Source organism: Ruficoccus amylovorans (genome assembly GCF_014230085.1).
Lineage (GTDB): Bacteria > Verrucomicrobiota > Verrucomicrobiia > Opitutales > Cerasicoccaceae > Ruficoccus > Ruficoccus amylovorans.
Genome location: NZ_JACHVB010000025.1, coordinates 109,993 through 130,889, shown reverse-complemented (window position 1 = coordinate 130,889; position 20,897 = coordinate 109,993). Strand labels below are relative to the sequence as shown.

Sequence of the window (20,897 nt, the reverse complement as noted above, 5' to 3'; positions counted from 1 at the left end):
AGGGCCGATGGTGGGGCTTCTCCGGTGTAAACCATGGTTTACACCAAGGGCTTGTGAGGCCTAGTTGAGTCCGGCCTCATGGTCGAGGAGTCGGTGCAGGCGTCAGGTTCTGTCCGGGAGTAGGTCCACGCGGCCCTTGAAGACTTCCGTAAAGGTGTTCTGGAGGCTCCAGAGGGTGCGGGGTATGAACGCTTCATGACGGGGCTTTCTCCACAGAGAGAGGACCTTGGGGATGTATCCGTTGGCCATGACACCGGTATCGACAGCGCGGATAACCAGATCATGGGCACGCCGGTCATTGATGCGGGCCTCGCGGTAACGGATGACCCGGTAATCGTGCTGGTCCCAGTAGCGCCTGAGCTTGCCCACAGCGGCATCAACCAGCCGGGGCAGGTCGTCGAGGATACGCGGGGTGTGCTTGCGGGCCAACTGGATCTCGCCCGAAAAAGACAGATTATCGCAGACAAGCACCTGGCTGCCCGCGACGAGCCCGGCAGAGAAGCGCATGTCGTGGGAGTTTCGCACGCCGACCACGTAGTGGTAGTCCGGGTTGTGGGTAAAGCCGCTGACCTCGATCAGGCCGAAGTAACGGGCGTTGTCATGGGTGAGCCCATGCGCCTGCCCGGCAATGGCAAAGCCCTGGGTAAGCAGGGCGACCTCCACGACTTGCAGGAGTTTTAAGTGAGCAATCGGCCTCCAGGTGCTGGTCGGGGGTGGCGTCGGTGCCTGCGCGAGCTCTCCACGGCTGACGGCGTGGCTACCGCAGTGCAGGAGCAGGTTGCAAGGCTTGGTGGTTGTGGCTGAGACGGGTTCGATGGTATCGGTGATCATGGTGTTGATGAGTTGAGGGTGGTGAGTGATGCGCCGACTTGGCGCTTGCGAAAAAACAAAAGCCCCGCCTCGGATAACACGAAGCGGGGCTGTATTGGTTGTCCACTACACGGGTGGCTTCAACGGTAGCGTTCGCGTTCCGGGTACTCGGGGTATTCCGGCACGAAGGGCGAACGCCTCACCGCTCCGACGGCATAGCCAATGGAGCCGATGAGGATGGCCACGGAGATGACCAGGAACGGGCTGAGCGTTTCCTGGGCCTCGTTGACCGCGCCGATGGCCACAGGCCCCACGAGCGTGCCCACGCTGTAAGCGGTGAGCGCGACCAGGGCGATTTTCAGGATGGCATTCATGGGTTGGATGCGGGTGGTTGTTTTTTTTAACGGACTGCGCATGACCGGCTATTGCCTGCGGCACTGCGCAGCCCGAACGATGCTCCGGCCCCATATCAGCGAGCAGGCAACCGAGCACCCACCCACCCAATACAGGGCATTGGCCAGCGGCACAAACGGAGCCTGCTCAACCACTGCGGCGGGCGGAGGTGGCGGCTCGTTCTTGTCGTTGCCCAGCATGAGGAGGCCAGCGCCGACGCTGACCACGGCGATGACGATGGCCTGGATCATCGCTCGCCTCCCGTCCATTTCGCGCACTCACCCCGGAAGCTGCACCAGGCGCAGTGCATGCCCGGTTGAGGGTGAAAGCGCTCGTGGTAGATGCCGTCCATCGCCGCCAGGGCAATGTCCAGTACCCGTTGCTTTTCCCGCTCGGTGGCCGCAGGCAGACGGTGCACGATAACCTTCGGCGTCTTGGTTTTTACCAGAAAAACCAGTTCGCGTCCGGAGACCGCCTCGTTCGTAGCCGACTCGATCAGCAACTGGTACAGCGTCAACTGAACCTCGTGCTGGAAGGCTTCGAGTGCGACATCGGGCGTGCTCGCGCAGGTCTTGTAATCGACCGGCACATTGCCCGGACGCACCAGGTCAATGTACCCAAGGACCGGACTGGGCAGGACCGGGAGGTCTTCCTCCAGGAGCACTTCAACCCCGAGGGGAAGTTCGGTCATCTTCCCGTGCGCGGAGTCGAGGTAAGCTTCGACCAGCTTCATGCCCTTGTCGCGATTGGCCTGTCGCGTATCCACATTTGGATACACAGTGGCTTCCGTCGGATCATCAAAGGCGTCCGTAAACGCCTGTTGAACAGTGGGCCAGTCGTGAGCCTCCCCGCGCCATCGGGCCCGGTGGAAGCACTGCAAGGCCGCGTGAACGGCCTTGCCCAGGTGCAGGCTCGGTGAGGATGGCTCGGGCAAGCACAGCACCTTTTTGAACCAGAACTTCAGCGGGCAGGTCAGGTAGAGTTTAACCGTGCTCGCGGAGAGGTGGTCCAGCAGGCCGTTGGTGGACGGACGCTGGCCGTTGCCATGAGGCTGTTCAAGTGGCTGGATCATGACCGGCCCCTTCCCTTGACCGAGCCGTAGGTGCCGATCATCTCGTCGATCAGCCCGGAGGCTTGCATCTTGTTGAGCGCGGGCAATGAACACTGGAACCGGGTGCGGGCCAATTCCTCCACGACCTCGCGCCCAAGGCCGTGGTCCTGCATCAACCGCTCGATCAGGGCCTTCTGCTTGGGCGAGCAGGCCCAGTCCGAGGTAGTCCGGCGACTGAAGCCCGTAGGCTGCCCTCCTGCTGGCGCGGGTGGAGCGAACTTGGGCTGCTCGCGTCCCGTCGGCAGGAAGCCGGTTTGCTGGATGTCCCGGTCCACCGCCTCCTGGAGTTGGCGGTACAGGTGGGAACTGGCCTGTTGGATTTGCGAGAGATCGTTGACCTCAGTGCGGATGGTGAGCGCGTATTGGTGGGACGAATACGCGGGCAGGCCCAACTTCTTTGCGTAGTTGGCTTCGAGGGTGATCGCCATGGGCGAATCCTTTCCGTTATCGGCCATAAATCATGAAAACGGAAGGCGGCCGTATACTTTCCGTGCTGATGGCACCCAGAGGGGGCGCTACCAGGAATATATAACCCGGAGCGCGGAATTATTGCACAGCGGCCGATCCCGCATCACAATGGGTGTGTTTTCATCCAAGCACGAAAAGCGACTGGGATTTTTTGTGTTTTTTAACTAATTTTTTTCAGGTAATTTTTAGCTATATACATCCCGACCTATGGCAAAAACGCAGTTATAGATCATAAAAAACAGCCAAAAACCGGCTATATCTCGTTTATGTCAGTCGATAAAACGGTGTTTCTTGCGCCATAGCAATTGCTGGATTGCCTCTTGGGGGGGCTCTTTATCAGGCTGCTGGCACCATGTCAGATTTCTCCTTCACTCCGCCTTTTCCCTTCGAGCATCGCACGAGTCTTGAAGATCTAACGGCCTATCAGGAGGCCATCGACAGAGATGAAGTCAGGGAACTGATGAACCGATGGGCTGACGAGGAAGAGACGGCAACCGCGCAACGCAGGGAGGCTCAGCGTAAACAGCGCGAACATCGGCAAATGCAGGACACACTCTCCAGGATGGAGGCCAGCACTGAAGCAATGAAGAGCGCGTCCATGCTCAACCATAAGGTCTGGATGACCAAACAGGAGGCCGCCGATTACCTGGGAATATCGCCCCGGACCATCGACAGAAAAAGAGAGGCTGGAAAACTCAAGGGCTACCTCGTCGAAGGCACGACCACCTTCCGTTTCAAGAAAGACGACTTGGACGACCTTATGGGTTAATCCGACGACGACAACAGTTGCAGGTGTTTGCGGACCGCGGTTTCAGAAACTCCCAGTTGCCGGGCCACTTCGGATTTTGACGTAGCGGCCACTCTTGCCCTTAGTTCGTCTGGGGCGGGCCATTGAGGGAGGGAAGCGTACTTATTGCCGGGCTTGTGTATCGGGAGTTGGGGATAGGGGGGCTTTATCTGAAAGTACAGTTCGCCCCGTGCTCGCTCTTCTAAGCCTGCGTAATGGGTAAGCAGCAGGCTGTCGGAGTTTCGGTGCCCAGTCCATTTGCGAACCTGGCCAGCGTCATAAACGGCATAGGCGTAGGTTGCGAAGGTGTGCCTTGCGGCGGAGTTGAACCACTTAACCCCCGCGTTCCGGTAGATGCTCTTGCGCCGAGGGCCGTAATTGGTGGCATCGATTTTTCCGTCGAAGCCAATTGCCTCCAGCCATTCCCACAGGGTAGCTGGCAACCCTTCGATCAGGCGAGCGAGTGGCTTCCCGGCTCGTTTGCGTTTGGCAACTTCACCCCGCAAGTTAATGCGTCTGTCTTGAAATAGAAAATCCCGTTTCTCCAGTCGCAGGATCTCAGAGGTTCGCAATCCGGCAAAAAAGCCAAGTGAGAGGAAGGGGATGAATGTGGTATCATGCTGCGTTGCCTGATCCATGATCTTGCGAACGTCCTCCAGTGGCATGAACTCGGGTACGTCAAATGATTCAGGTAAGGTTTCGATCGGCTCAATCGGGTTGGCATTCAAGTAGCGGATACCGCGCAGCGTACACCACTTGAAAAATGCCTTCAGCGTGCGTAAGTGGTTGTTTCTGGTAACGGGCTCAGCATAACCGTCCAGGTAGGTCTCTACCTCGGCGATGGTAATTTCCGTCAGTTGCCTACTGCCGAAGCGTCCAGTGAATTTCCCGAGCTGGTGAGATTTTGTCGCCTGAGTTGAAGCGGCGAAGACGTTCCACTGTTTTGACGCCTTGTAGGCCTCAATGGCTTGCGAGACGGGCACACGACCTGAAACGGGGTTATGTTCCAGCCAATATTTGACGATGCTTCTGAGGTCATGTGCCCCGGCCAATTCCTTGGCCTCGCGATATTCGGCGATCTGAATGAGGGTCAGGGTGGAGTCGCGCCCGGTCGAAAGGTATTGGTTGCGTTGTTGCTTTTCCCAGGCCTCCGCCGCCCCTTTCGTTTCAAAGGCCTTTTGCAGCCCGCGATATTTGCGATTCCCGGCTGAGTCGTTTTCGCTGGTGGGGATTTGCAGGCGGCATAGCCACTTCCCGGACTTCTTCTGCGTGATGGCCACAGAAGCACTATCGAACCTCTTGGAAAACGGGTCAAGAAACGTTACTAGAAGTTACTAGAAATTTTGACGGGAACAGGCAAAATCAGGCGAATTCTGACTCTATTGAGACATTAAATCTCAATTCTTGGACCGCTCAAATCTTGTCTTAAATGATTGTCTATGAGTGACTTGAGCGTGGTGCGGGCGGAGGGAGTCGAACCCTCGTCTCAAGCTTGGGAAGCTCACATAATAGCCGTTATACGACGCCCGCAGCTTAAAACATCAACATAGTGCTCTGAGTGGAGCTGTAAAGTGCGATTCTGCGTGTGGGAAAGAAAATCATGGAGGGCTGAATATCTCAACTGGCCCCGGCCTTCCGATTGGGTTGCGAACATTACATACACGGATACTAGGGGCGGTTGTTCTGCATCTTCTGGCGGACACGCTTCTCCTGCTCCTCGAACTGCATCCGTGTCAGGTCGGACTGCCAGCCCTCGGCCTGGCCGGTCTCGCCCATGCGGTGGGCCAGCTCGATGGCGGCGCTGTAATAAACGGTGAGCGCGGGTGGGGTGTCGGCGGCGAGCGTGATCAGGTACTTGTAGATGCCGAGTGCCTTTTCGTTCTCGCCAATGGATTCCAGAAACGTGCCCATCTCGTAGTACATGCTCCACTGGCTGACATCCAGTTGCGGGCGGTCCAGCCAGGGTTCAAGCATTTCGAGGGCCTTGCTGCGCGAGCCGCGCATCTGATACTGCCGTGCGAGGGAAAAGGCCAAGGCGATCCCCTGGAGACGGCGGTTCTGCTCAACCCCGTAGATAAAAGAGTCTTCGTACTGCTTATCTGCGCGCATGAGCTTCATCTTGCGCAGGACGGCGTATTGGGAAAGCTCGTCGGGGTGGTCGAGGCCCTGGGCGAGTTGGGCGTCGAGGTCGGTTTTGAAGGGCTGGTAGAGCGGGTCGCCGAGGCAGACGGTCATCCAGCTCAGGACGGGCAGCGAGTAGTAGGCGGCTTCGCCCGCGCTCAGGCCCTTCATCATGCCTTCAATGAAAAGGTTCGGACGGTGGGTGAGCTGGAGGTAGGGCTCAAAAACATTCCCGACGGTGGTCGCCGCGCCGCGGGCGATCAGGGGGCCGGCCCAGCCGTTGGTGGGGCGGCGGATGTAGCCAGCGGAATAGCTGTGGATGTGGAAGGCGATGGCTCCCGGCGGGAAGCGGAAGGCCGGGTCGGCGAAGACGCCAGTGATGTCGTTCGTCCACCAGCCGAAGTAGAAAGCGGCGGCGTCCACGCGGTTTTTCCAGCCGATGAGCGGGCGCTCCTTGTCCCAACTGACGGGGTAGCCCATGTGCTCAATGATCTTGCCCGACTGCTCGATCCAGCGGTCGCCGTCGCCGTGCGGTCCGCCCATGTCGATGTAGCCGCGCCCGCGCAGGCCGAGGCGCTCGGCTTCGAGGGCGGAGTCGAGGCTGCGCTTGACCGCATCGAAGCCGGGGCCATCGAGCCGGGCCACCTTGACGACGGTTTCGGCCACCGCGCGCGGCGGCTCGTACTTGCCAAAGAGCGGGTTGGCGACAAAGCCGATGGTGGGCGTGTTGTTGTGCATCATCAGCGCCAGCTCACTGTCGATGGAACCCCGGTTAATCTGGAATTCCTTCTGGGAGGGGAGTTTTTCAGCCCGGTTGCGGCGTTCCTTGTCTTCCGCAATTTTGACGGGAAGGCGGCACAGAACGAGAAAGTCGATGTTGTTGGTGGCGAGCGCGGCCTGAATGCGCCCGTCGTCGTCGGTCTGGCTGCTGATGGTGCCGCTGAGCCAGTCCTTCAGCACCAGCCGGGTGCGCAGCGGGTTGTAAATCGTCGTGATGAACTCATCCCAAGTGACCTCCTCCTCAGTGGAGGTTTCCAGCTCGATCAGGTTTTTTTCCGGGATGCCGCGCTTCTCCATGTAGTAGCGGGCGATTTGCCCGGAGACCGGATCGGCGGAGTTGGCGACGACGACGACGCGCTCGGGAGAAGGAGCGGCGTGGCTGAGGCTGGTAAAAAGCAGGCAGGCCAGGAGGGCGGAGATCAGGGGCCAACCGAAACGGGACCGTTGCGCGTTGACGGGTTGCCGGTGGCGGAGGGAGAGCGACATGGGCATGGCCTCAGAAAGCCTAAACCCGGGCCGTAAGTCCAGCCAGTTTCAGTCCGGCGGCGACCGCCGCCAGTGTCAGCACGAGGTTAAGGGCGATGTTGGCAAGCGCGCCGGTTGTGTTGCCCTCGCGGAAGAGCGCCATCGTCTGGTAGCTGAAGGTGGAAAAGGTCGTCAACCCGCCGCAGAAGCCGGTCGTCAGGAGCAGGCGCAGGTGCGGGTTGAGGTGGTGAAAGGCCTCCAGTCCGAAGATGAAGCCGATCAGGAGCGAACCGATCACATTGACCGCGAGCGTGGCCCAGGGGTACTCGGCGGGAATCCAGATCCCGATGACGGCCCGGCTGACCGCCCCGAGGGCGCCACCGAGGGCGATCGAAAGGAAGGACAGGAAATTCACGGGAGCGTTTTATCCTTTTCCGCGCAGGATGTTGAGTTTTTTCTGGTAGAGGAGGATGCCCTCCAGCAAGGAGTTGGCGAGTTTCTCGCGCTCGGCGGAAGTTTTCAGGCGCTCGGCTTCGGCCGGGTTGGAGAGGAAGCCACCCTCGATGAGCACGCCGGGGCAGTTGAGATCCTTGAGCACGGCAAAGCGCGCGCGCTTGAGCCCACGGTCAGTCGCGCCCAGGTTGCGGACCATGGAGGTTTGCAGGTAGTAGGCGGCGAGCAGGTTCCAGGGATCATTTTTATTCCCGGGGTAGGACTTGCGGGCCGAGGCGGTGAGGGTGGAGCCGCTGGTCGAGGGCAGGTAGGGTGGCGTCATGGCGTAAGTCTCCACGCCGCTGACTCGGGGGTCGTCCACCGCGTTGAAGTGCAGGCTTATGAACAGGTCGGCGTTGACCTGGTTGGCCAGGGCGGGACGGGCTCCGAGCGAAACGTACTTGTCCGAGTCGCGGGTCAGAATGACCTTGTAGCCGACGGCCTCCAGCTTGCGCTTGAGGCGTTGGGCCACATCGAGGGTAAGGGTTTTCTCGTTGACGCCCCGGCTGGTGTTCTGGGCGCCGGGGTCCTTGCCGCCGTGGCCGGGGTCGATCACGATGCGGTAGAGCTTGGGGACGGGCTCGAATTGCGTGGGCGTGAGCAGCGGGCGGATCGTGGTGTCGTAGTCGCGCTGGGCGATCATGGCCTGGCCGCGGTTCGAGGCCACGGGCATGCCCAGGTAAATGCGTTCGCCGTTGAGGAAGAACCAGCGCTTGTGGACGAGGAAGCGCATCGTGGTCCACTGGCTTTTCAGCTCGGCCTCCTCGCCGCTCTTGATCCAGCGCGAGCTCATTCCGAGCTGCCCGGCCACGGTGTCGAGGGAGATGTAGGTGGTGCCGTTGATCGTTGCCTGGGCGGCCGCGCGGGGGCTCGGGATCAGAAGGAAGGCGGTGATAAGCAGCGGAAGCAGCGCCCAAGGTCTGAAGCATGCGTGCGGATTACTCATAGCGCATTCGTGCCCGTATCTTGGAGGCGGTTCCCTGTTGGTGCCGAGACAATTTTGAGAGAGCTGCTGTTGGCGGGTAAAATCGGACCCGTGGACCGGGGGGGGCGGTCCTGATAAAATGAGGGAAAAGGCCGGGCCGCTGTATGCGGCCCGGGAGAATTATTCCTCGTCGTCTTCGTCGTCGTCGATATCGTCTTCGATGCGGACGTTGTACTTGAGCTTGCGCTTGTTGGCGGGGAGGGGGGACATCGTCAGCGTAATGTTGCGCCCGACCAGCTTGGCGGGTGCGTCTGCATTGGCGATGTGGGAGAGGTCTGCCACGGCGCGCTTGATTACGTCAAAGCCGAGGTCCTTGTGCTCCATTTCGCGGCCCCGGAACATCAGGGTCATCTTGAGTTTGGAGCCCTTGGCCAGAAACTGTTCGCCCCGCTTGAGCTTGGTCATGTAGTCGTGTTCCTCGATACGGACGCGGAACTTGACTTCCTTGAGCTTGCTGGCGGAGCTGTGGGACTTGGCCTTGCTTTCCTTCTCCTTCTTGCTCTGCTCGTACATGTACTTGCCGTAGTCGAGGATACGGCAGACCGGCGGGCGGGCAGTGGGGGAAATCTCGATCAGGTCGAGCCCGTTGTTTTGGGCAAGCGCGAGGGCTTCACGCGTCTGCATGATACCGATCTGCTTGCCATCGGGTCCGATGACGCGCACTTCCGGCACGCGGATGCGCTCGTTCTTGCGAGGGCCCCGGTTATGTTGCTGTCGACGCCGGTTACTGCCCGGGCGGCGACCTCCTCCTGAAAACGGCAAGTTACCCATTACGAATTGAGTTGCCGTGAAGACGCGGCATGCCCGCTGGAGTGGGGCGTGGGGTCTGTGGTGTGTGGAACCTTGTTAGTCAGCATAAAATTGAATCAGCCTCGTAGATAAAGCATGCCGGCGGCGGTTTTCAACACTTTTTCCCGGTATCCGCCGTGACATTGTCATGGCGGGTACCGGGGGGTGTGAGGAAAAGACGGCGTGCCAGCCGGGGCTCAGGCGTCGAGGGGGGCGTCCACCTCGACATCGGCGTCGTAATCGACCCCGTCCAGGCCGAAGCCAAAGAGCTTGAGGAAGTCGGTCTGGTAGCCGGCGAAGTCGGAGATGGCTTCCAGGTTTTCCGAGGTGACGGTGGGCCAGAGGCTTTTCACCGCGTCCTGGACTTCGGTTTTCATTTCCCAGTCGTCCAGGCGGATGCGGCCTTCGTGGTCGGTCTCGGGCTTGCCGTTGTGGAACTTCTCCGCGAAGAGGCGCTGCATCTGGTGGATACAGTCTTCGTGGAGGTTTTTCTCCTTCATCACCTTGAAGAGCAGTGAGATATAGAGCGGGACCACGGGGATGGCCGAGCTGGCCTGCGTGACCACGGCCTTGTTGATCGCGACCCAGGCGGGGATGCCCTTGGCGGTCAGGGTGGCGGCGGTGTTTTCAAGGTGCTCCTTGGCCTTGCCGATGGTGCCGCTGCGGTAGATCGGGTGGGTGACTTCCGGCCCGATGTAGGAATAGGCGAGCGTACCTGCGCCCTCGGCCAGCACACCGGCTTCCTTGAGCGCGTCCATCCACAGGACCCAGTCCTCGCCGCCCATGACCTTCACGGTGTCGGCGATTTCCTGCTCGGTGGCAGGTTCTATGACATGCTCGGCGATCTGCTTCTTGTCGGTGTCGAGCGTCTTGGCAGTAAAGGGGAAGCCCACGGGCTTGAGTACGGACTTGAAGACCTCGCCCGTCTCGGGGTCGGTCCGGCGCGGCGAAGCCAGGCTGTAAATGACCAGATCGACCTGCCCGAGCTTGTCGCGGATCATGTCGATGGTCTGCTGCTTGATCTCATTGGAGAAGGCGTCGCCGTTGATGTTCCCGGCGAAGAGGCCGCGGGCCTCGGCGGCCTGGGTGAAGGCGGCGGTATTGTACCACCCGGCGCTGGCGGGGCGGCCGTTGGAGCTGGGGCGCTCGAAGAACACGCCGACCGTGTCCGCTCCGAAGCCGAAGGCCGTCACAATGCGCGAGGAAAGTCCGTAGCCGGTGGAGGAGCCCACGATGAGCACGCGCTTGGGGCCGCCCTCGATGGAGCCCTGGCTGGCGACGTAGTCGATTTCTTCCTGCACGTGGGCGGCGCACCCGGTGGGGTGAGAGGTGATGCAAACGAATCCGCGGATTTTCGGCTTAATGACCATGCGCGGGAGTAAACCACTATTCACGGGGATTAATCACGCCTTTTTTTTACCCTTCGGGTGTAAAAAAGCCGTGCCCTGCGTCCGCGCCTGCGGCATGCTTGCGGCCCTATGGCAAGTCTGCAAGGAGCACTTTTCGACTGGGACGGCGTCATCGTGGATTCGTCCGCCGCTCACGAACTGAGCTGGGATCTCCTGGCTGCGGAGGAAAAGCTCACCCTCCCGCCGGGGCATTTCAAGCGCGGATTCGGACGCAAGAACACCGTTATCATCCCGGAAATCCTTGGTTGGACGACCGACCCGGCTGAAATCGCCCGCCTGGGCGACCGCAAGGAGGCCCTTTACCGCGAAATTATTCGCGAACGCGGGATTGAGCCGTTGCCCGGCGTCTACGACCTGCTGCGGGGGCTGAAGGAAGCGGGCATTCCGTGCTGCGTCGGCACCTCCTCCTCTCGCGAGAACATCGAGACGATCATGGACATCGCGCACCTGCGCGAGTACTTCGCGGACATCACCAGCGCCGAGGACGTGACCGTGGGCAAGCCCGACCCGGAGGTCTTTCTGGTGGCGGCGAAAAAGATCGACCGCAGCCCGGAGGACTGTGTGGTTTTCGAGGATGCAATCCACGGTTTGGAGGCCGGGCGGGCCGGGGGCATGAAGGTCGTCGGCGTCGCCACGACCCACCGCCTCGAAGACCTCGGCCTCGCTGATCTGGCTGTCCACCGGCTGACGGAAGTGGACGTTCCGCGCCTGCGGGAGCTGTTCTGAGGGAGCGGCGAGTGGGAAGTGATTTTTGTCACGAGTGGGTGACAAAGATTTCTCTCGCCAGAGGGGAGAGAAGATTCATAGACCGGTTGGTTCCATGAATACGGATCCGGCCCACACGACGTTTATGCGGCGCGCATTGGCTCTGGCCCGCCGGGGCTGGGGCAAGACCCATCCCAACCCGATGGTGGGCGCGTTGATCGTCGAGGAGGGCAAGATCGTGGCAGAAGGCTGGCACGAAAAAGCCGGTGAGGCCCATGCCGAAGTCGCCGCCATCCGCGCCCTCGGGCGCGACCCCAAGCCCGGCGCGACGCTCTACGTGACGCTGGAGCCGTGCAGCACGGAGGGTCGCACCCCGCCCTGCACCGAGGCGATCCTGCGGGCCGGTATTCTCAAGATCGTGGTCGGCGCGACCGACCCGAACCCCGACCACGCAGGCCGGGGCCTGGACGTGCTCCGGGAGCGCGGCGTGGAAGTGGTTTCCGGCGTGCTCGCGCCCGATTGCGAAGACCTGAACCTGATTTTTAACCACTGGATCGTGCACAAGCGTCCGCTGGTCGCGGCCAAGATCGCATCCACGCTTGATGGTCACACCGCGACGCGGGAAGGCCACTCGAAATGGATCACCGGTGAGGAGGCCCGGCGCGACGTTCATCGCTGGCGGCGTTATTTCCCGGCCATCGCGGTCGGGTCGAATACCCTGCGGGTGGACAATCCGGCGCTGACCAGCCGCCTGGAGGAGACCTGGTGCCCGACGCGCTTTATCTTTGACCGGACCCTGCGCACGGTCGGCGAACCGCTGCCCCGTGTTTACTCGGACGAGTGGCGCGGCCAGACCATTGTCGTCACGGATTCTGCCGACGCCCCCCGCCGGCTGAAGACCCTCAATGACGCGGGCGTGGAAGTCTGGCAAATGCGCGCTGCGCGCTTTTTCGACTCATTTTTGGAAAAATGTACCGAGGCCGGGATTACCGGTGTTTACGTCGAGGGCGGGTCCAGCTTGCTGGGGCTGTTGCTGGAGGAGCACCGGATCGACTACCTGTTTTCCTACCGCGCCCCGGTTTTCCTGGCTGACCCCGAAGCCCTGCCCGCGCTGCGCGGGCTTGTTTCTACGACTCTCGATGCCGCACCCCGCCTGAAAAACATTCGTCACGCCCTCTACGGGGACGACCAGCTCATGCGCGGTCACATCGTTTATCCATAATGTCCAAGAAATTCACTGTTTACCTGGCCACCAGTAACGCTCACAAAGTTGAGGAAATCGCCGCCATGCTGGCCGAGGCGGATGTACCGGTCGTATTGGAGTCGGCGGCCGCGCTGGGCGGCATGCCCGATGTGGATGAGAGTGGCTCAACCTTCGTCGCCAATGCCCGCCTGAAAGCCGCCGCGCTTGCCCCCAAACTGCCCGGAGACGCTTGGGTCCTGGCCGATGACAGCGGCCTGGCCGTTGACATTCTCGGCGGGGCCCCGGGGGTGCGCTCGGCCCGCTACGCCGGGACCGGCTCGACCAGCGACGAGAACAACCACCGCTTGATGGACGAACTGGCGATGGTGCCGCGCGATCGCCGAACCGCCCGCTTCGTCTGCTGCTTTGTGCTGATGGACCACGCTGGCAAGGAAACCGTCTTCAACGGCACTTGCGAGGGCCGGATCGTGATCCGCCCGCGCGGTCACGCCGGATTCGGCTACGACCCGCTCTTCGCCCCCGAAGGCTACGATCAGACCCTGGCCGAGCTCGGCTCCGACGTGAAAAACCACATCAGCCACCGTGCCAAGGCCGTCCAGGCCCTGATCGAGTGGTTCCGTGCCAACGGGGAGTAGTGGAGCGTCTTTCTTGAGTCGGCCACGGCGCTCGCAAATTGGGGGTAGGAGCCTTTCTGGCTCCGTAGGGGGCTTGCCCCCTCAATGTCGTGTGCGGTCACGCACGGGGTAGGAGCCTTTTTGGCTCCGTAGGGGGGCTTGCCCCCCTCAATGTCCCGTGCGGTCACGCACCCCGGAGTTTTGGGTTGAGCTTTGGGGGCGGGCGGGTTTCCTTGTTCCCCTTGCCATGAAGACTTTTACGCTCACCACCGCGATTGACTACGCCAACGGCTCACCGCACATCGGGCACGCTTATGAGAAGGTGCTCTCCGACGTGATTTGCCGGCATCGCCGCTTGCAGGGCGACGAGGTATATTTCCTCACCGGCCTCGACGAGCACGGGCAGAAGGTCCAGCAGAGCGCCCGCAAGCAGGGCATCGAGCCGCAGGATTTCTGCGACCGCGTGGCGGGCGAGTTCCGACGGCTGTGCGAGGTGATGCTCATTTCCAACGACGACTTCATCCGCACGACCGAGCCCCGGCACAAGGATGTGGTCCGCAGCATCCTGCAAGGGCTCTACGACAAGGGCGAAATTTACCAGGCCGAGTACAAGGGCTTTTACAGCGCGCGGCAGGAGCAGTTTCTGCAAGAGAAGGACAAGGTTAATGGCGAGTGGCCGGAGATTTTCGGCGAGGTGATCGAGATCACGGAGAAGAACTACTTCTTTAAACTGAGCCAATACCAGGATTGGTTGATCGATTTCCTGAAGACGCAGGAGGACTTTATCTTCCCGCGCTTCCGGCAGAAGCAGGTGCTCGAGTTCCTGAAGGAGCCGCTCAACGACCTGTGTATTTCCCGCCCGAAGGAGCGCCTGGAGTGGGGCATCCCGCTGCCCTTTGATGAGGACTACGTGACCTATGTGTGGTTCGACGCGCTCACGAACTACATCAGCGCCCCTGGCTACGGTGACGGCACGGACAACTTTGAAAAGCGCTGGCCGGCGGACTTCCACGTCATCGGCAAGGACATCCTCGTGCCGCCGCACTCGGTTTACTGGCCGATCATGCTGAAGGCCTCCGGCATCGAGCTGCCGCGCCACCTGCTTGTGCATGGATGGTGGAATCTCTCCGGGCAAAAAATGTCCAAGAGCGCGGGCAACATCGTCGATCCGTTGGAGTTGGCTGAGAAGTTCGGCCCCGACTCGCTGCGGTACTTCTTTATCCGCGAGATGACGGTCGGACAGGACAGCGACTTTACCACGGAGCAGTTCCTCACGCGCTACACCGACGACCTCGGCAACGACCTGGGCAACCTCCTCTCGCGCCTGCTCAACATGGGAGGCCGCTACTGCCAGGGCGGGCTCATCCCCGCGGCCACGGTGGACGAGGAGCCCGAGCAGGACCTGCGCAAACTCTGGGCCGAGACCTGCCCCGAAGTACAGGAGCGCTTCGAGCAGTTCCAGTTCCACAACGGCCTCGACAAGACTTTTGGCTTCATCCGCGCGATCAACCGCTACGCCGAAATCCGCGCCCCCTGGAAGCTGGCCAAGTCCGACGATCCCGCCGACCAGGCCAAGCTCGCCACCTCGCTGGCGACGATGGCCGAGGGACTGCGCCTGGCCTGCGTGCTGCTGACTCCGGTCATGCCCGGTGTGGCGGAAAAAACGCTCGGCCTGTTGGGCACGGACGCCGTCACCGCCTACGCGGGCAACCTCGACTGGGGCACCCGCCTCGAAGGCAAAACCCTCGGCGAGAAAACCATCCTCTTCCCCCGCCCGCAGTCAGAGTAAACCCGTCGAAAAAAAACTCGTGTGTCGAAGATGAACAAAGGTGGAGTCCATATTCGACAATGGCTTGTGTTGGAGTTTTTCGCCTTTCTCGGTGGATGGGCCGGAGCGATCGCCTACCTGGCTTTATTCGCGGGATTTGGGACGGTGAAGCTTTGGGGATGCTTGGTTGTCTCTGGAGCAATGGCCGTTATCGCCAGCTCATTGATACATGCAATTTCCTCCAATCGGGCGGCTAAACTACTTTACGCAATGATTGGATTTTTGATGGGGGTATTGTCCACGTGTCTATTAAGTTTGAATGCCTGAACAACGAGCAGGCTTCAGCAAATGATTTACTAATCCAGATAACCCCCGCATGGAGATCGTCCCCTCAGAGCGTTTCCCGAACCGCGACCTGAACGGCCTGCTGGCTTTTCTGGGCTACGTGCGCGAGGTCGCGGCGACGAAAGGCTGCCCGCAACTGGCGAGCATTTCTCTCGCGGTCAAGCACATCGACCCGCTCGCCGTACTGGAGTCGATCTACGAGCCGGGTGAGCTGCACCTCTACCTGGAGCAGCCGCAGGCCGACGAGGCGGTGGCCGGGGCCGAGGCCGTCTTTAGTGAAACCTTTGCCGGGGCGGAGCGCTTCGCCCGCGCTCGTGACTGGTTGGCTGGACTGTGGGACAACACCATCGCCATCGGCGATCTCGACCGCCCGCACAGCGGCCCGCGTGCCTTTGCCGCGTTCACCTTCGGGGCGGACGCTTCGGAGGAAGATGCGGCCTTCGCGCCCGCCACCGTGTTCATCCCGCGCTGGCAGGTTGGGCGGCGGCATGGCGTCTCCACCGCCGTGGCCAATGTCCCCGTCACCGCTGATGCGCCCATAGAACTGCTGGCGCAAAAAGTCCTCGCCGCGCACGCGAAGTTTTCCGTCTTCGATTACTCGGCGCTCCCGACGGAAGAAGCCGCGCCTCCGGCTGTATTCAAAAAGCATGACATCGGCGGTGCGGACTGGTTCCCCGCCGCGGTCGGGCAGGCGTTGGCGGATATCCGCGCCGGGCTTTACCGGAAAATCGTACTTGCCCGCGCTGTGGACCTGGAGGCCGGACGCGCCTTTAACCCGCTGGAGACGCTGAACGCCTTTCGCGAGAGCTACCCCTCGTGCTTCGCCTTTTCCTTTTCTGACGGACGCGCCCGCAGCTTCATCGGGGCGACTCCGGAGCGGCTCGCGCAGGCTGTCGGCGGACGCCTGGTCACCGGGGCGCTGGCTGGTTCCGCCCCGCGCGGCCTCAGTGCCCGCGAGGACGCCCGTCTCGGCGCGGAACTGCTGGCCTGCGACAAGGATCAGCGCGAGCACCGGCACGTGGCCGAGGCCATCGCCCGGCGCTTGCGCGCGCTCGGGCTCGGCCCCGAGTGTGCCGCGCAGCCCCGTTTGTTTAAGCTGCCCAATGTCCAGCACCTGCTGACCCCGATTGAGGCCGCGCTGCCGGAAAGCGTTTCCCTGCTCGACGCTGTGGGCGAGCTGCACCCGACGCCCGCCGTCGGCGGCGTGCCGCGCGAGGACGCCGTCCCGCACATCGGGCGGATTGAGAATTTCACCCGCGGCCTCTACGCCGGGACGCTCGGCTGGCTCGACTGGCGCGGGGAGGGCGACTTCGTGGTCGCGATCCGCTCGGCGTTGGTCGAGGGCAATCGCGCCCGACTCTATGCCGGGGTGGGCATCGTCGAGGGCTCGGACCCGGCCCGCGAGCAGGCGGAAACAGATTTGAAACTGCGGGCCATGCTTGATACGCTTCGCTGAAGATGGACAAACTCTGCCTGGCAAACCTGAATGTATTCTGGGGCGGCCTCGTGGCCGAAACACTGGCCCGGCTCGGCCTGCGGCATGCGGTCATCTCGCCCGGTTCGCGCTCCGCGCCGCTGACGCTGGGCTTCGCCACCTGCGCCGACATCGAGGCCATTCCTGTGCTCGACGAGCGCTCGGCGGGTTTCTTCGCGCTCGGACTCGTCCGGCGGACGGGAAAGCCCGTCGCCCTGGTCTGTACCTCCGGCACTGCCGCCGCCAACTACCTGCCCGCCGTGATCGAGGCGCAGATGAGCGGCCTGCCGCTGATCGTGCTGACCGCTGACCGCCCGCCCGAAATGCGCGATTGCGCATCCGGCCAGACCATCGACCAGCGGAAAATCTACGGCTCCTACGCCATTTGGGAACACGAACTGGCCCTGCCCGGCGTCGAGCGCCTGCGCTACCTGCGGCAGACCTTGCGCCATGCCTTCCGCCGGGCTCTGACGCCGCTGCCAGGCCCGGTACACCTGAACGTTCCTTTCCGCGATCCGCTCGCGCCGGTCCCGGCGGAGCATCCGTTTTTGCCCAAGGGCTTTGACGTGGAAAAATTCCTGGCCGAGGTAACGCCCCCGCAGGTATCCGGTACCGTCGCCTCGCTCGACTCGCTCGAACAGCATGAGCGCGGGCTGATCGTGGCCGGTTGCACGCGGGTGGAGAACCCCGCCGCCTATGCCGAGACGGTTTTCGGCATGGCCCGGATGCTCGGCTGGCCGGTCCTGGCCGATGTGCTTTCTCCGCTGCGCACTCACGCGCCCAAGCACGCGCCGCTCGTGACCAACTACCATGCGCTCGTGCGTGACCGTCACTGGTCGGACAAGCATCGCCCGGACTTTGTGCTCCAGTTCGGGGACTTGCCCACGAGCAAGCTTCTGCGTAGTTGGCTGGCGGATACAGAAGCCGAGACGCTCGTCATCGACGGCTCGTACCGCAACCTCGACAGCCTGCACACCCGCGCCACACACCTGCGACTCGGCGACGATGTCTTTACCGATGAGCTCGACATGCACGTGGCCCCGATGAGCCGCTACGCCGAGGCGTGGCTCAAGGCCGATGGGACTTGCTCAGAGCGTATCCAAAAAGAACTACGCGGCTGCGAAACATTCTTTGAGGGAAAAATTCCCTGGCTGCTCTCTCGACGCTTGCCGGAAAAGACGCCGGTATTCATCGCCGCAAGCATGCCGGTGCGCGATGCGGAGATGTTCTGGCAGCCCTCGGAACGCGGCTACGCCGTTTGCGCCAACCGCGGCGCGAACGGCATCGACGGCACGCTCTCGACCGCGCTCGGCCTCGCCCACGGCGGGCGGTCCGCGGTTTTGCTTACGGGGGACCTCGCATTCCTCCACGACAGCAACGGTCTGCTGAGCGCCCCGCGCCTGCGCGGTAGCCTGACTGTGATCCTCGTCAACAACGGGGGCGGGCGGATTTTTGAGAACCTCGCCATCGCGAAGTTTGATCCCCCCTTTGAGGAATTTTTCGCTACGCCGCAACGGGTGGATTTTGAAAAGCTCGCCGCCGCGCACGGTGTCGAGTACGTGAAGCCGAAGGATTGGTCCGAGTTGGACCGGTTGGTCAGCAAACTTCCCCGCGAGGGCGTCCGTATCATCGAGGTGGTGACGGATTCCGCCGACGATGTGCCGCTGCGCAAGGCGCTGCTCGGAGGGGAGACGAAGCCCGCCGACTCAAAACCCGCCGCCAAGCCGACTGACGTGTCCGATTCTGCGCCGAAAAAGAAATCAACCCGCCGCCGCTCTCGGGGGAAAAAATCCGACGCGGAGGGAGAGGTGGCCGCCCGCACTGTTGACGCGCCTCCTGTCCGTTCTGCAACTGTTCCAGATTCAACGTCTGCTTCGAGCCCTGCGCATGCACCGCGTTCCGGGGTGGACGATCGCAGTGAGCCGCAGACTGCTGCGGTAAAAAAGAAATCTGCTCGTCCGCGACGCCGCAGGAAGCCTTCCTCGGGGGCGAGTGCGTCGCCACAGAGCCAATCCGGTGAGGATAAGCCAGCGGGCGGAAATTCCTCGGCGCAGAGTTAGTCTGCTCGCGCATGTGGCCGCTTTATTTTGTCATTAAAATTGAATACACAACGACCTTCTGTTATGAATTGGACCAAAGTCAGGGAGTTTGAAGAAATCGTTTACGAAAAGCTGGAGGGCGAGGGTATCGCCCGCGTGACGATCAACCGTCCGCATCGGCGCAACGCCTTTACCCCCGACACGGTGGCCGAGATGATCGCGGCCTTCACCGATGCACGCGAAGACCCGAGTGTCGGCGTGGTTCTGCTGACCGGGGCCAATCCTCAGACCGACGGCAAGTACGCCTTTTGCGCCGGGGGCGACCAGAAGATTCGCGGCCATCAGGCGGGCGGCTATCAGGGCAAGGATGGCGTGCCGCGCCTGAACGTGCTCGACCTGCAGAAGCTCATCCGCTCCATGCCGAAGGTTGTGATCGCGCTGGTGGCGGGCTACGCGATCGGCGGCGGGCACGTGCTGCACGTGGTCTGCGACCTGACCATTGCCGCCGACAATGCCGTCTTCGGGCAGACCGGACCGCGCGTGGGTAGTTTCGACGGCGGGTTTGGCTCCAGCTACCTCGCCCGTATCGTTGGTCAGAAAAAGGCTCGCGAAATCTGGTACCTCTGCCGCCAGTACAACGCGCAGCAGGCGCTCGACATGGGCCTGGTCAACGAGGTCGTGCCGGTTGGGCAACTCCAGGAAGAGGGCGTCAAGTGGGCACGCGAAATCATGCAGCACAGCCCGCTCGCCATCCGCCTGCTCAAGAGCGCGTTCAATGCCGATGTGGACGGCCAGCAGGGCCTGCAGGAGCTGGCGGGCAACGCCACGCTGCTCTATTACCTGACCGAGCAGGGCGACGAAGGCCGCCGCGCCTACGTCGAGAAGCGTGCTCCCGACTTCCGGAAGTTCCCGTGGCTGCCGTGAGGTAGGGAATCGCTGAGGCAAGCATCAAAACTGGGTGATCCGGTAAAAGCCTAGTCTCGGGATTATTGCAGTTATAAACGGGAAATGATATATACTGTTATTGGGAGGATTTTGAGGGGTATGAAGTTTCGCACATCACTGAACGAGGCGCTCTCAGTTTTACTCCTTTTTCTTGGAGTGATTTGGTTATTTTTTGCCTATGTGTTGCCTCTCAATGTCGAGTCCAATGCTTCATCTAGTGTCAGTTATTTTGAGTACAAACTGGCTGGCTGGATACAGTCGAAAGTTGTCCAGGGTAAGCTGACAGAGGCGGATGTGGCGGAAATTCTCGATGAGCAATGGCATATCAAAGTTGAAGACGGAGGCAGGCGCTATCTTCACGCATTGGTTTATTACATTTGTGAGAGCAGCAGGCCTCCATTATGGCCGGGGTGGTTGGCGTGTGTGGTAGGCTTTGTCGGGGGAGCTATTTCACGCCGAAGGATTTGCGCCGATCGCGCAGCGGCAAATACCAAGCGTAAATAGAAATAACGTTGGCCCCACCGCCAGCCCTGCCTTTGTGAGCTTCGTGTCTTCTTTGTGCTCTTTGTGACCAGCTCTTATATTCCCGAGCCTCTGGAGTAGGTCTCGGGCTCGACATAGACGGAGGCCATGCCGGCGGCGTCGGCGGCGGCGATGCCGAGGTGGCTGTCTTCGAAGACGAGGCAGGCGGACGGGGGAACGCCCATGCGTTCGGCGGCGAGCAGGAAACAGTCCGGAGCGGGCTTGCTGCGGGCGTAGTCCTCGCGGGTGATGATGACCGGGAACAGGTCGTGCACGCCGATCTGGCGCAGCGTCTCGTGGACGTGGCGGTAGGTGCCGCCGCTGGAGACGGAAACTTTTTTGCCCGCCTGGGCGTAGTGCCGGGCGATTTCGACCACCTCCACGATGGGCGTGACCTCGTGGTGCAGCCGGTCGAGGATCTCCATCTGGCTGCGGACGGCGGCAGCGGGGTCGAGGGTGTCGTTAAAGCGCTGGTTAAGCTGCACGACGGAATCCTCCAGCCCGGTCCCGGCCATGGAGTAGAAAATCTCCCAGGTGAAGTCGAACTTGGCGTGATGGGCCTTGAACGCCTCGACCCAGGCGCGGTAGTGCACGGGCATGCTGTCGGCCAGCGTGCCGTCGCAGTCGAAGATCGCGCCGAGGAAATCGCCGGGAGGGATTTTCAGCATGGC

At 61.6% G+C, this 20,897-nt stretch carries 21 protein-coding genes and 1 tRNA gene; 9 read left to right on the top strand and 13 right to left on the bottom strand.

The window, feature by feature from the left end; translation table 11 throughout:
* Positions 1–102: 102 nt before the first annotated feature.
* From H5P28_RS10110 to H5P28_RS10090, 5 genes are all read right to left on the bottom strand, one after another.
* A complete protein-coding gene (locus tag H5P28_RS10110) occupies positions 103–831 on the bottom strand; it encodes a DUF932 domain-containing protein (RefSeq protein WP_185675463.1) in 729 nt (242 codons plus the stop codon).
* A 119-nt stretch (positions 832–950) separates the two neighbouring features.
* Positions 951–1,184 (bottom strand): hypothetical protein, encoded by a 234-nt coding sequence (locus tag H5P28_RS10105; RefSeq protein ID WP_185675462.1) that lies wholly within the window; start codon positions 1,182–1,184, stop codon positions 951–953.
* A 48-nt stretch (positions 1,185–1,232) separates the two neighbouring features.
* On the bottom strand, positions 1,233–1,454 hold the full coding sequence (locus H5P28_RS10100) for a hypothetical protein (protein WP_185675461.1): 222 nt from the start codon (positions 1,452–1,454) through the stop codon (positions 1,233–1,235).
* On the bottom strand, positions 1,451–2,275 hold the full coding sequence (locus H5P28_RS10095; protein WP_185675589.1) for a RecB family exonuclease: 825 nt from the start codon (positions 2,273–2,275) through the stop codon (positions 1,451–1,453). Before H5P28_RS10095 ends, H5P28_RS10100 begins: the two co-directional genes overlap by 4 nt.
* Entirely contained in the window at positions 2,272–2,769 is a 498-nt protein-coding gene (locus H5P28_RS10090) for a hypothetical protein (protein WP_185675588.1), read from the bottom strand. The genes H5P28_RS10095 and H5P28_RS10090 overlap by 4 nt, the downstream gene beginning before the upstream one ends.
* A gap of 365 nt (positions 2,770–3,134) precedes the next feature.
* Between H5P28_RS10090 and H5P28_RS10085 the strand changes: the two genes are divergently transcribed.
* Positions 3,135–3,551, top strand: coding sequence for a helix-turn-helix domain-containing protein (locus H5P28_RS10085; protein ID WP_185675587.1), 417 nt, complete (start codon positions 3,135–3,137; stop codon positions 3,549–3,551).
* On the opposite strand, the gene H5P28_RS10080 is transcribed toward H5P28_RS10085, so the two are convergent.
* The 7 genes from H5P28_RS10080 to fabV form a co-directional block, all read right to left on the bottom strand.
* Complete coding sequence (locus H5P28_RS10080; protein WP_185675586.1) at positions 3,548–4,849, bottom strand: tyrosine-type recombinase/integrase; 1,302 nt, start codon at positions 4,847–4,849, stop codon at positions 3,548–3,550. The two genes, H5P28_RS10085 and H5P28_RS10080, sit on opposite strands and share 4 nt — an antisense overlap.
* Positions 4,850–5,024: 175 nt before the next feature.
* Positions 5,025–5,099: transfer RNA gene (locus tag H5P28_RS10075), tRNA-Gly, on the bottom strand.
* Between the two features lie 138 nt (positions 5,100–5,237).
* The gene (locus H5P28_RS10070) at positions 5,238–6,956 is read right to left on the bottom strand and encodes a TIGR03790 family protein (RefSeq protein ID WP_185675585.1); all 1,719 of its coding nucleotides are present in this window, start codon (positions 6,954–6,956) and stop codon (positions 5,238–5,240) included.
* Positions 6,957–6,975: 19 nt separating this feature from the next.
* The gene (gene crcB / locus H5P28_RS10065; protein WP_185675584.1) at positions 6,976–7,350 is read right to left on the bottom strand and encodes a fluoride efflux transporter CrcB; all 375 of its coding nucleotides are present in this window, start codon (positions 7,348–7,350) and stop codon (positions 6,976–6,978) included.
* Positions 7,351–7,359: 9 nt separating this feature from the next.
* Positions 7,360–8,373: an N-acetylmuramoyl-L-alanine amidase gene (locus tag H5P28_RS10060; RefSeq protein ID WP_185675583.1), complete on the bottom strand. Its 1,014-nt coding sequence runs from the start codon at positions 8,371–8,373 to the stop codon at positions 7,360–7,362.
* A 159-nt stretch (positions 8,374–8,532) separates the two neighbouring features.
* Positions 8,533–9,183 carry a translation initiation factor IF-3 gene (gene infC, locus H5P28_RS10055; protein WP_185675582.1) on the bottom strand — a complete coding sequence of 217 codons (651 nt, stop codon included), beginning with the start codon at positions 9,181–9,183 and terminating at the stop codon, positions 8,533–8,535.
* Between the two features lie 215 nt (positions 9,184–9,398).
* Positions 9,399–10,571: an enoyl-ACP reductase FabV gene (fabV, locus tag H5P28_RS10050; RefSeq protein WP_185675591.1), complete on the bottom strand. Its 1,173-nt coding sequence runs from the start codon at positions 10,569–10,571 to the stop codon at positions 9,399–9,401.
* A 108-nt stretch (positions 10,572–10,679) separates the two neighbouring features.
* Here fabV and H5P28_RS10045 point away from each other — a divergent pair, with 108 nt between their 5' ends.
* From H5P28_RS10045 to H5P28_RS10010, 8 genes are all read left to right on the top strand, one after another.
* Positions 10,680–11,336, top strand: a complete 657-nt coding sequence (locus H5P28_RS10045) for an HAD family hydrolase (protein ID WP_185675581.1) — start codon at positions 10,680–10,682, stop codon at positions 11,334–11,336.
* Positions 11,337–11,430: 94 nt separating this feature from the next.
* Positions 11,431–12,537, top strand: a complete 1,107-nt coding sequence (gene ribD / locus H5P28_RS10040) for a bifunctional diaminohydroxyphosphoribosylaminopyrimidine deaminase/5-amino-6-(5-phosphoribosylamino)uracil reductase RibD (RefSeq protein WP_185675580.1) — start codon at positions 11,431–11,433, stop codon at positions 12,535–12,537.
* Positions 12,537–13,154, top strand: coding sequence for an RdgB/HAM1 family non-canonical purine NTP pyrophosphatase (gene rdgB, locus H5P28_RS10035; RefSeq protein ID WP_185675579.1), 618 nt, complete (start codon positions 12,537–12,539; stop codon positions 13,152–13,154). The genes ribD and rdgB overlap by 1 nt, the downstream gene beginning before the upstream one ends.
* Positions 13,155–13,380: 226 nt before the next feature.
* Positions 13,381–14,922, top strand: a complete 1,542-nt coding sequence (metG, locus tag H5P28_RS10030) for a methionine--tRNA ligase (protein ID WP_185675578.1) — start codon at positions 13,381–13,383, stop codon at positions 14,920–14,922.
* Between the two features lie 355 nt (positions 14,923–15,277).
* Positions 15,278–16,702 carry an isochorismate synthase gene (locus H5P28_RS10025; RefSeq protein WP_185675577.1) on the top strand — a complete coding sequence of 475 codons (1,425 nt, stop codon included), beginning with the start codon at positions 15,278–15,280 and terminating at the stop codon, positions 16,700–16,702.
* A 2-nt stretch (positions 16,703–16,704) separates the two neighbouring features.
* Complete coding sequence (gene menD / locus H5P28_RS10020; RefSeq protein ID WP_185675576.1) at positions 16,705–18,780, top strand: 2-succinyl-5-enolpyruvyl-6-hydroxy-3-cyclohexene-1-carboxylic-acid synthase; 2,076 nt, start codon at positions 16,705–16,707, stop codon at positions 18,778–18,780.
* Positions 18,781–18,843: 63 nt separating this feature from the next.
* Complete coding sequence (gene menB / locus H5P28_RS10015; protein WP_185675575.1) at positions 18,844–19,683, top strand: 1,4-dihydroxy-2-naphthoyl-CoA synthase; 840 nt, start codon at positions 18,844–18,846, stop codon at positions 19,681–19,683.
* Between the two features lie 120 nt (positions 19,684–19,803).
* The gene (locus H5P28_RS10010) at positions 19,804–20,208 is read left to right on the top strand and encodes a hypothetical protein (protein WP_185675574.1); all 405 of its coding nucleotides are present in this window, start codon (positions 19,804–19,806) and stop codon (positions 20,206–20,208) included.
* Positions 20,209–20,282: 74 nt separating this feature from the next.
* On the opposite strand, the gene H5P28_RS10005 is transcribed toward H5P28_RS10010, so the two are convergent.
* Positions 20,283–20,894, bottom strand: a complete 612-nt coding sequence (locus H5P28_RS10005; protein WP_185675573.1) for an HAD family hydrolase — start codon at positions 20,892–20,894, stop codon at positions 20,283–20,285.
* Between the last annotated feature and the right edge of the window lie 3 nt (positions 20,895–20,897).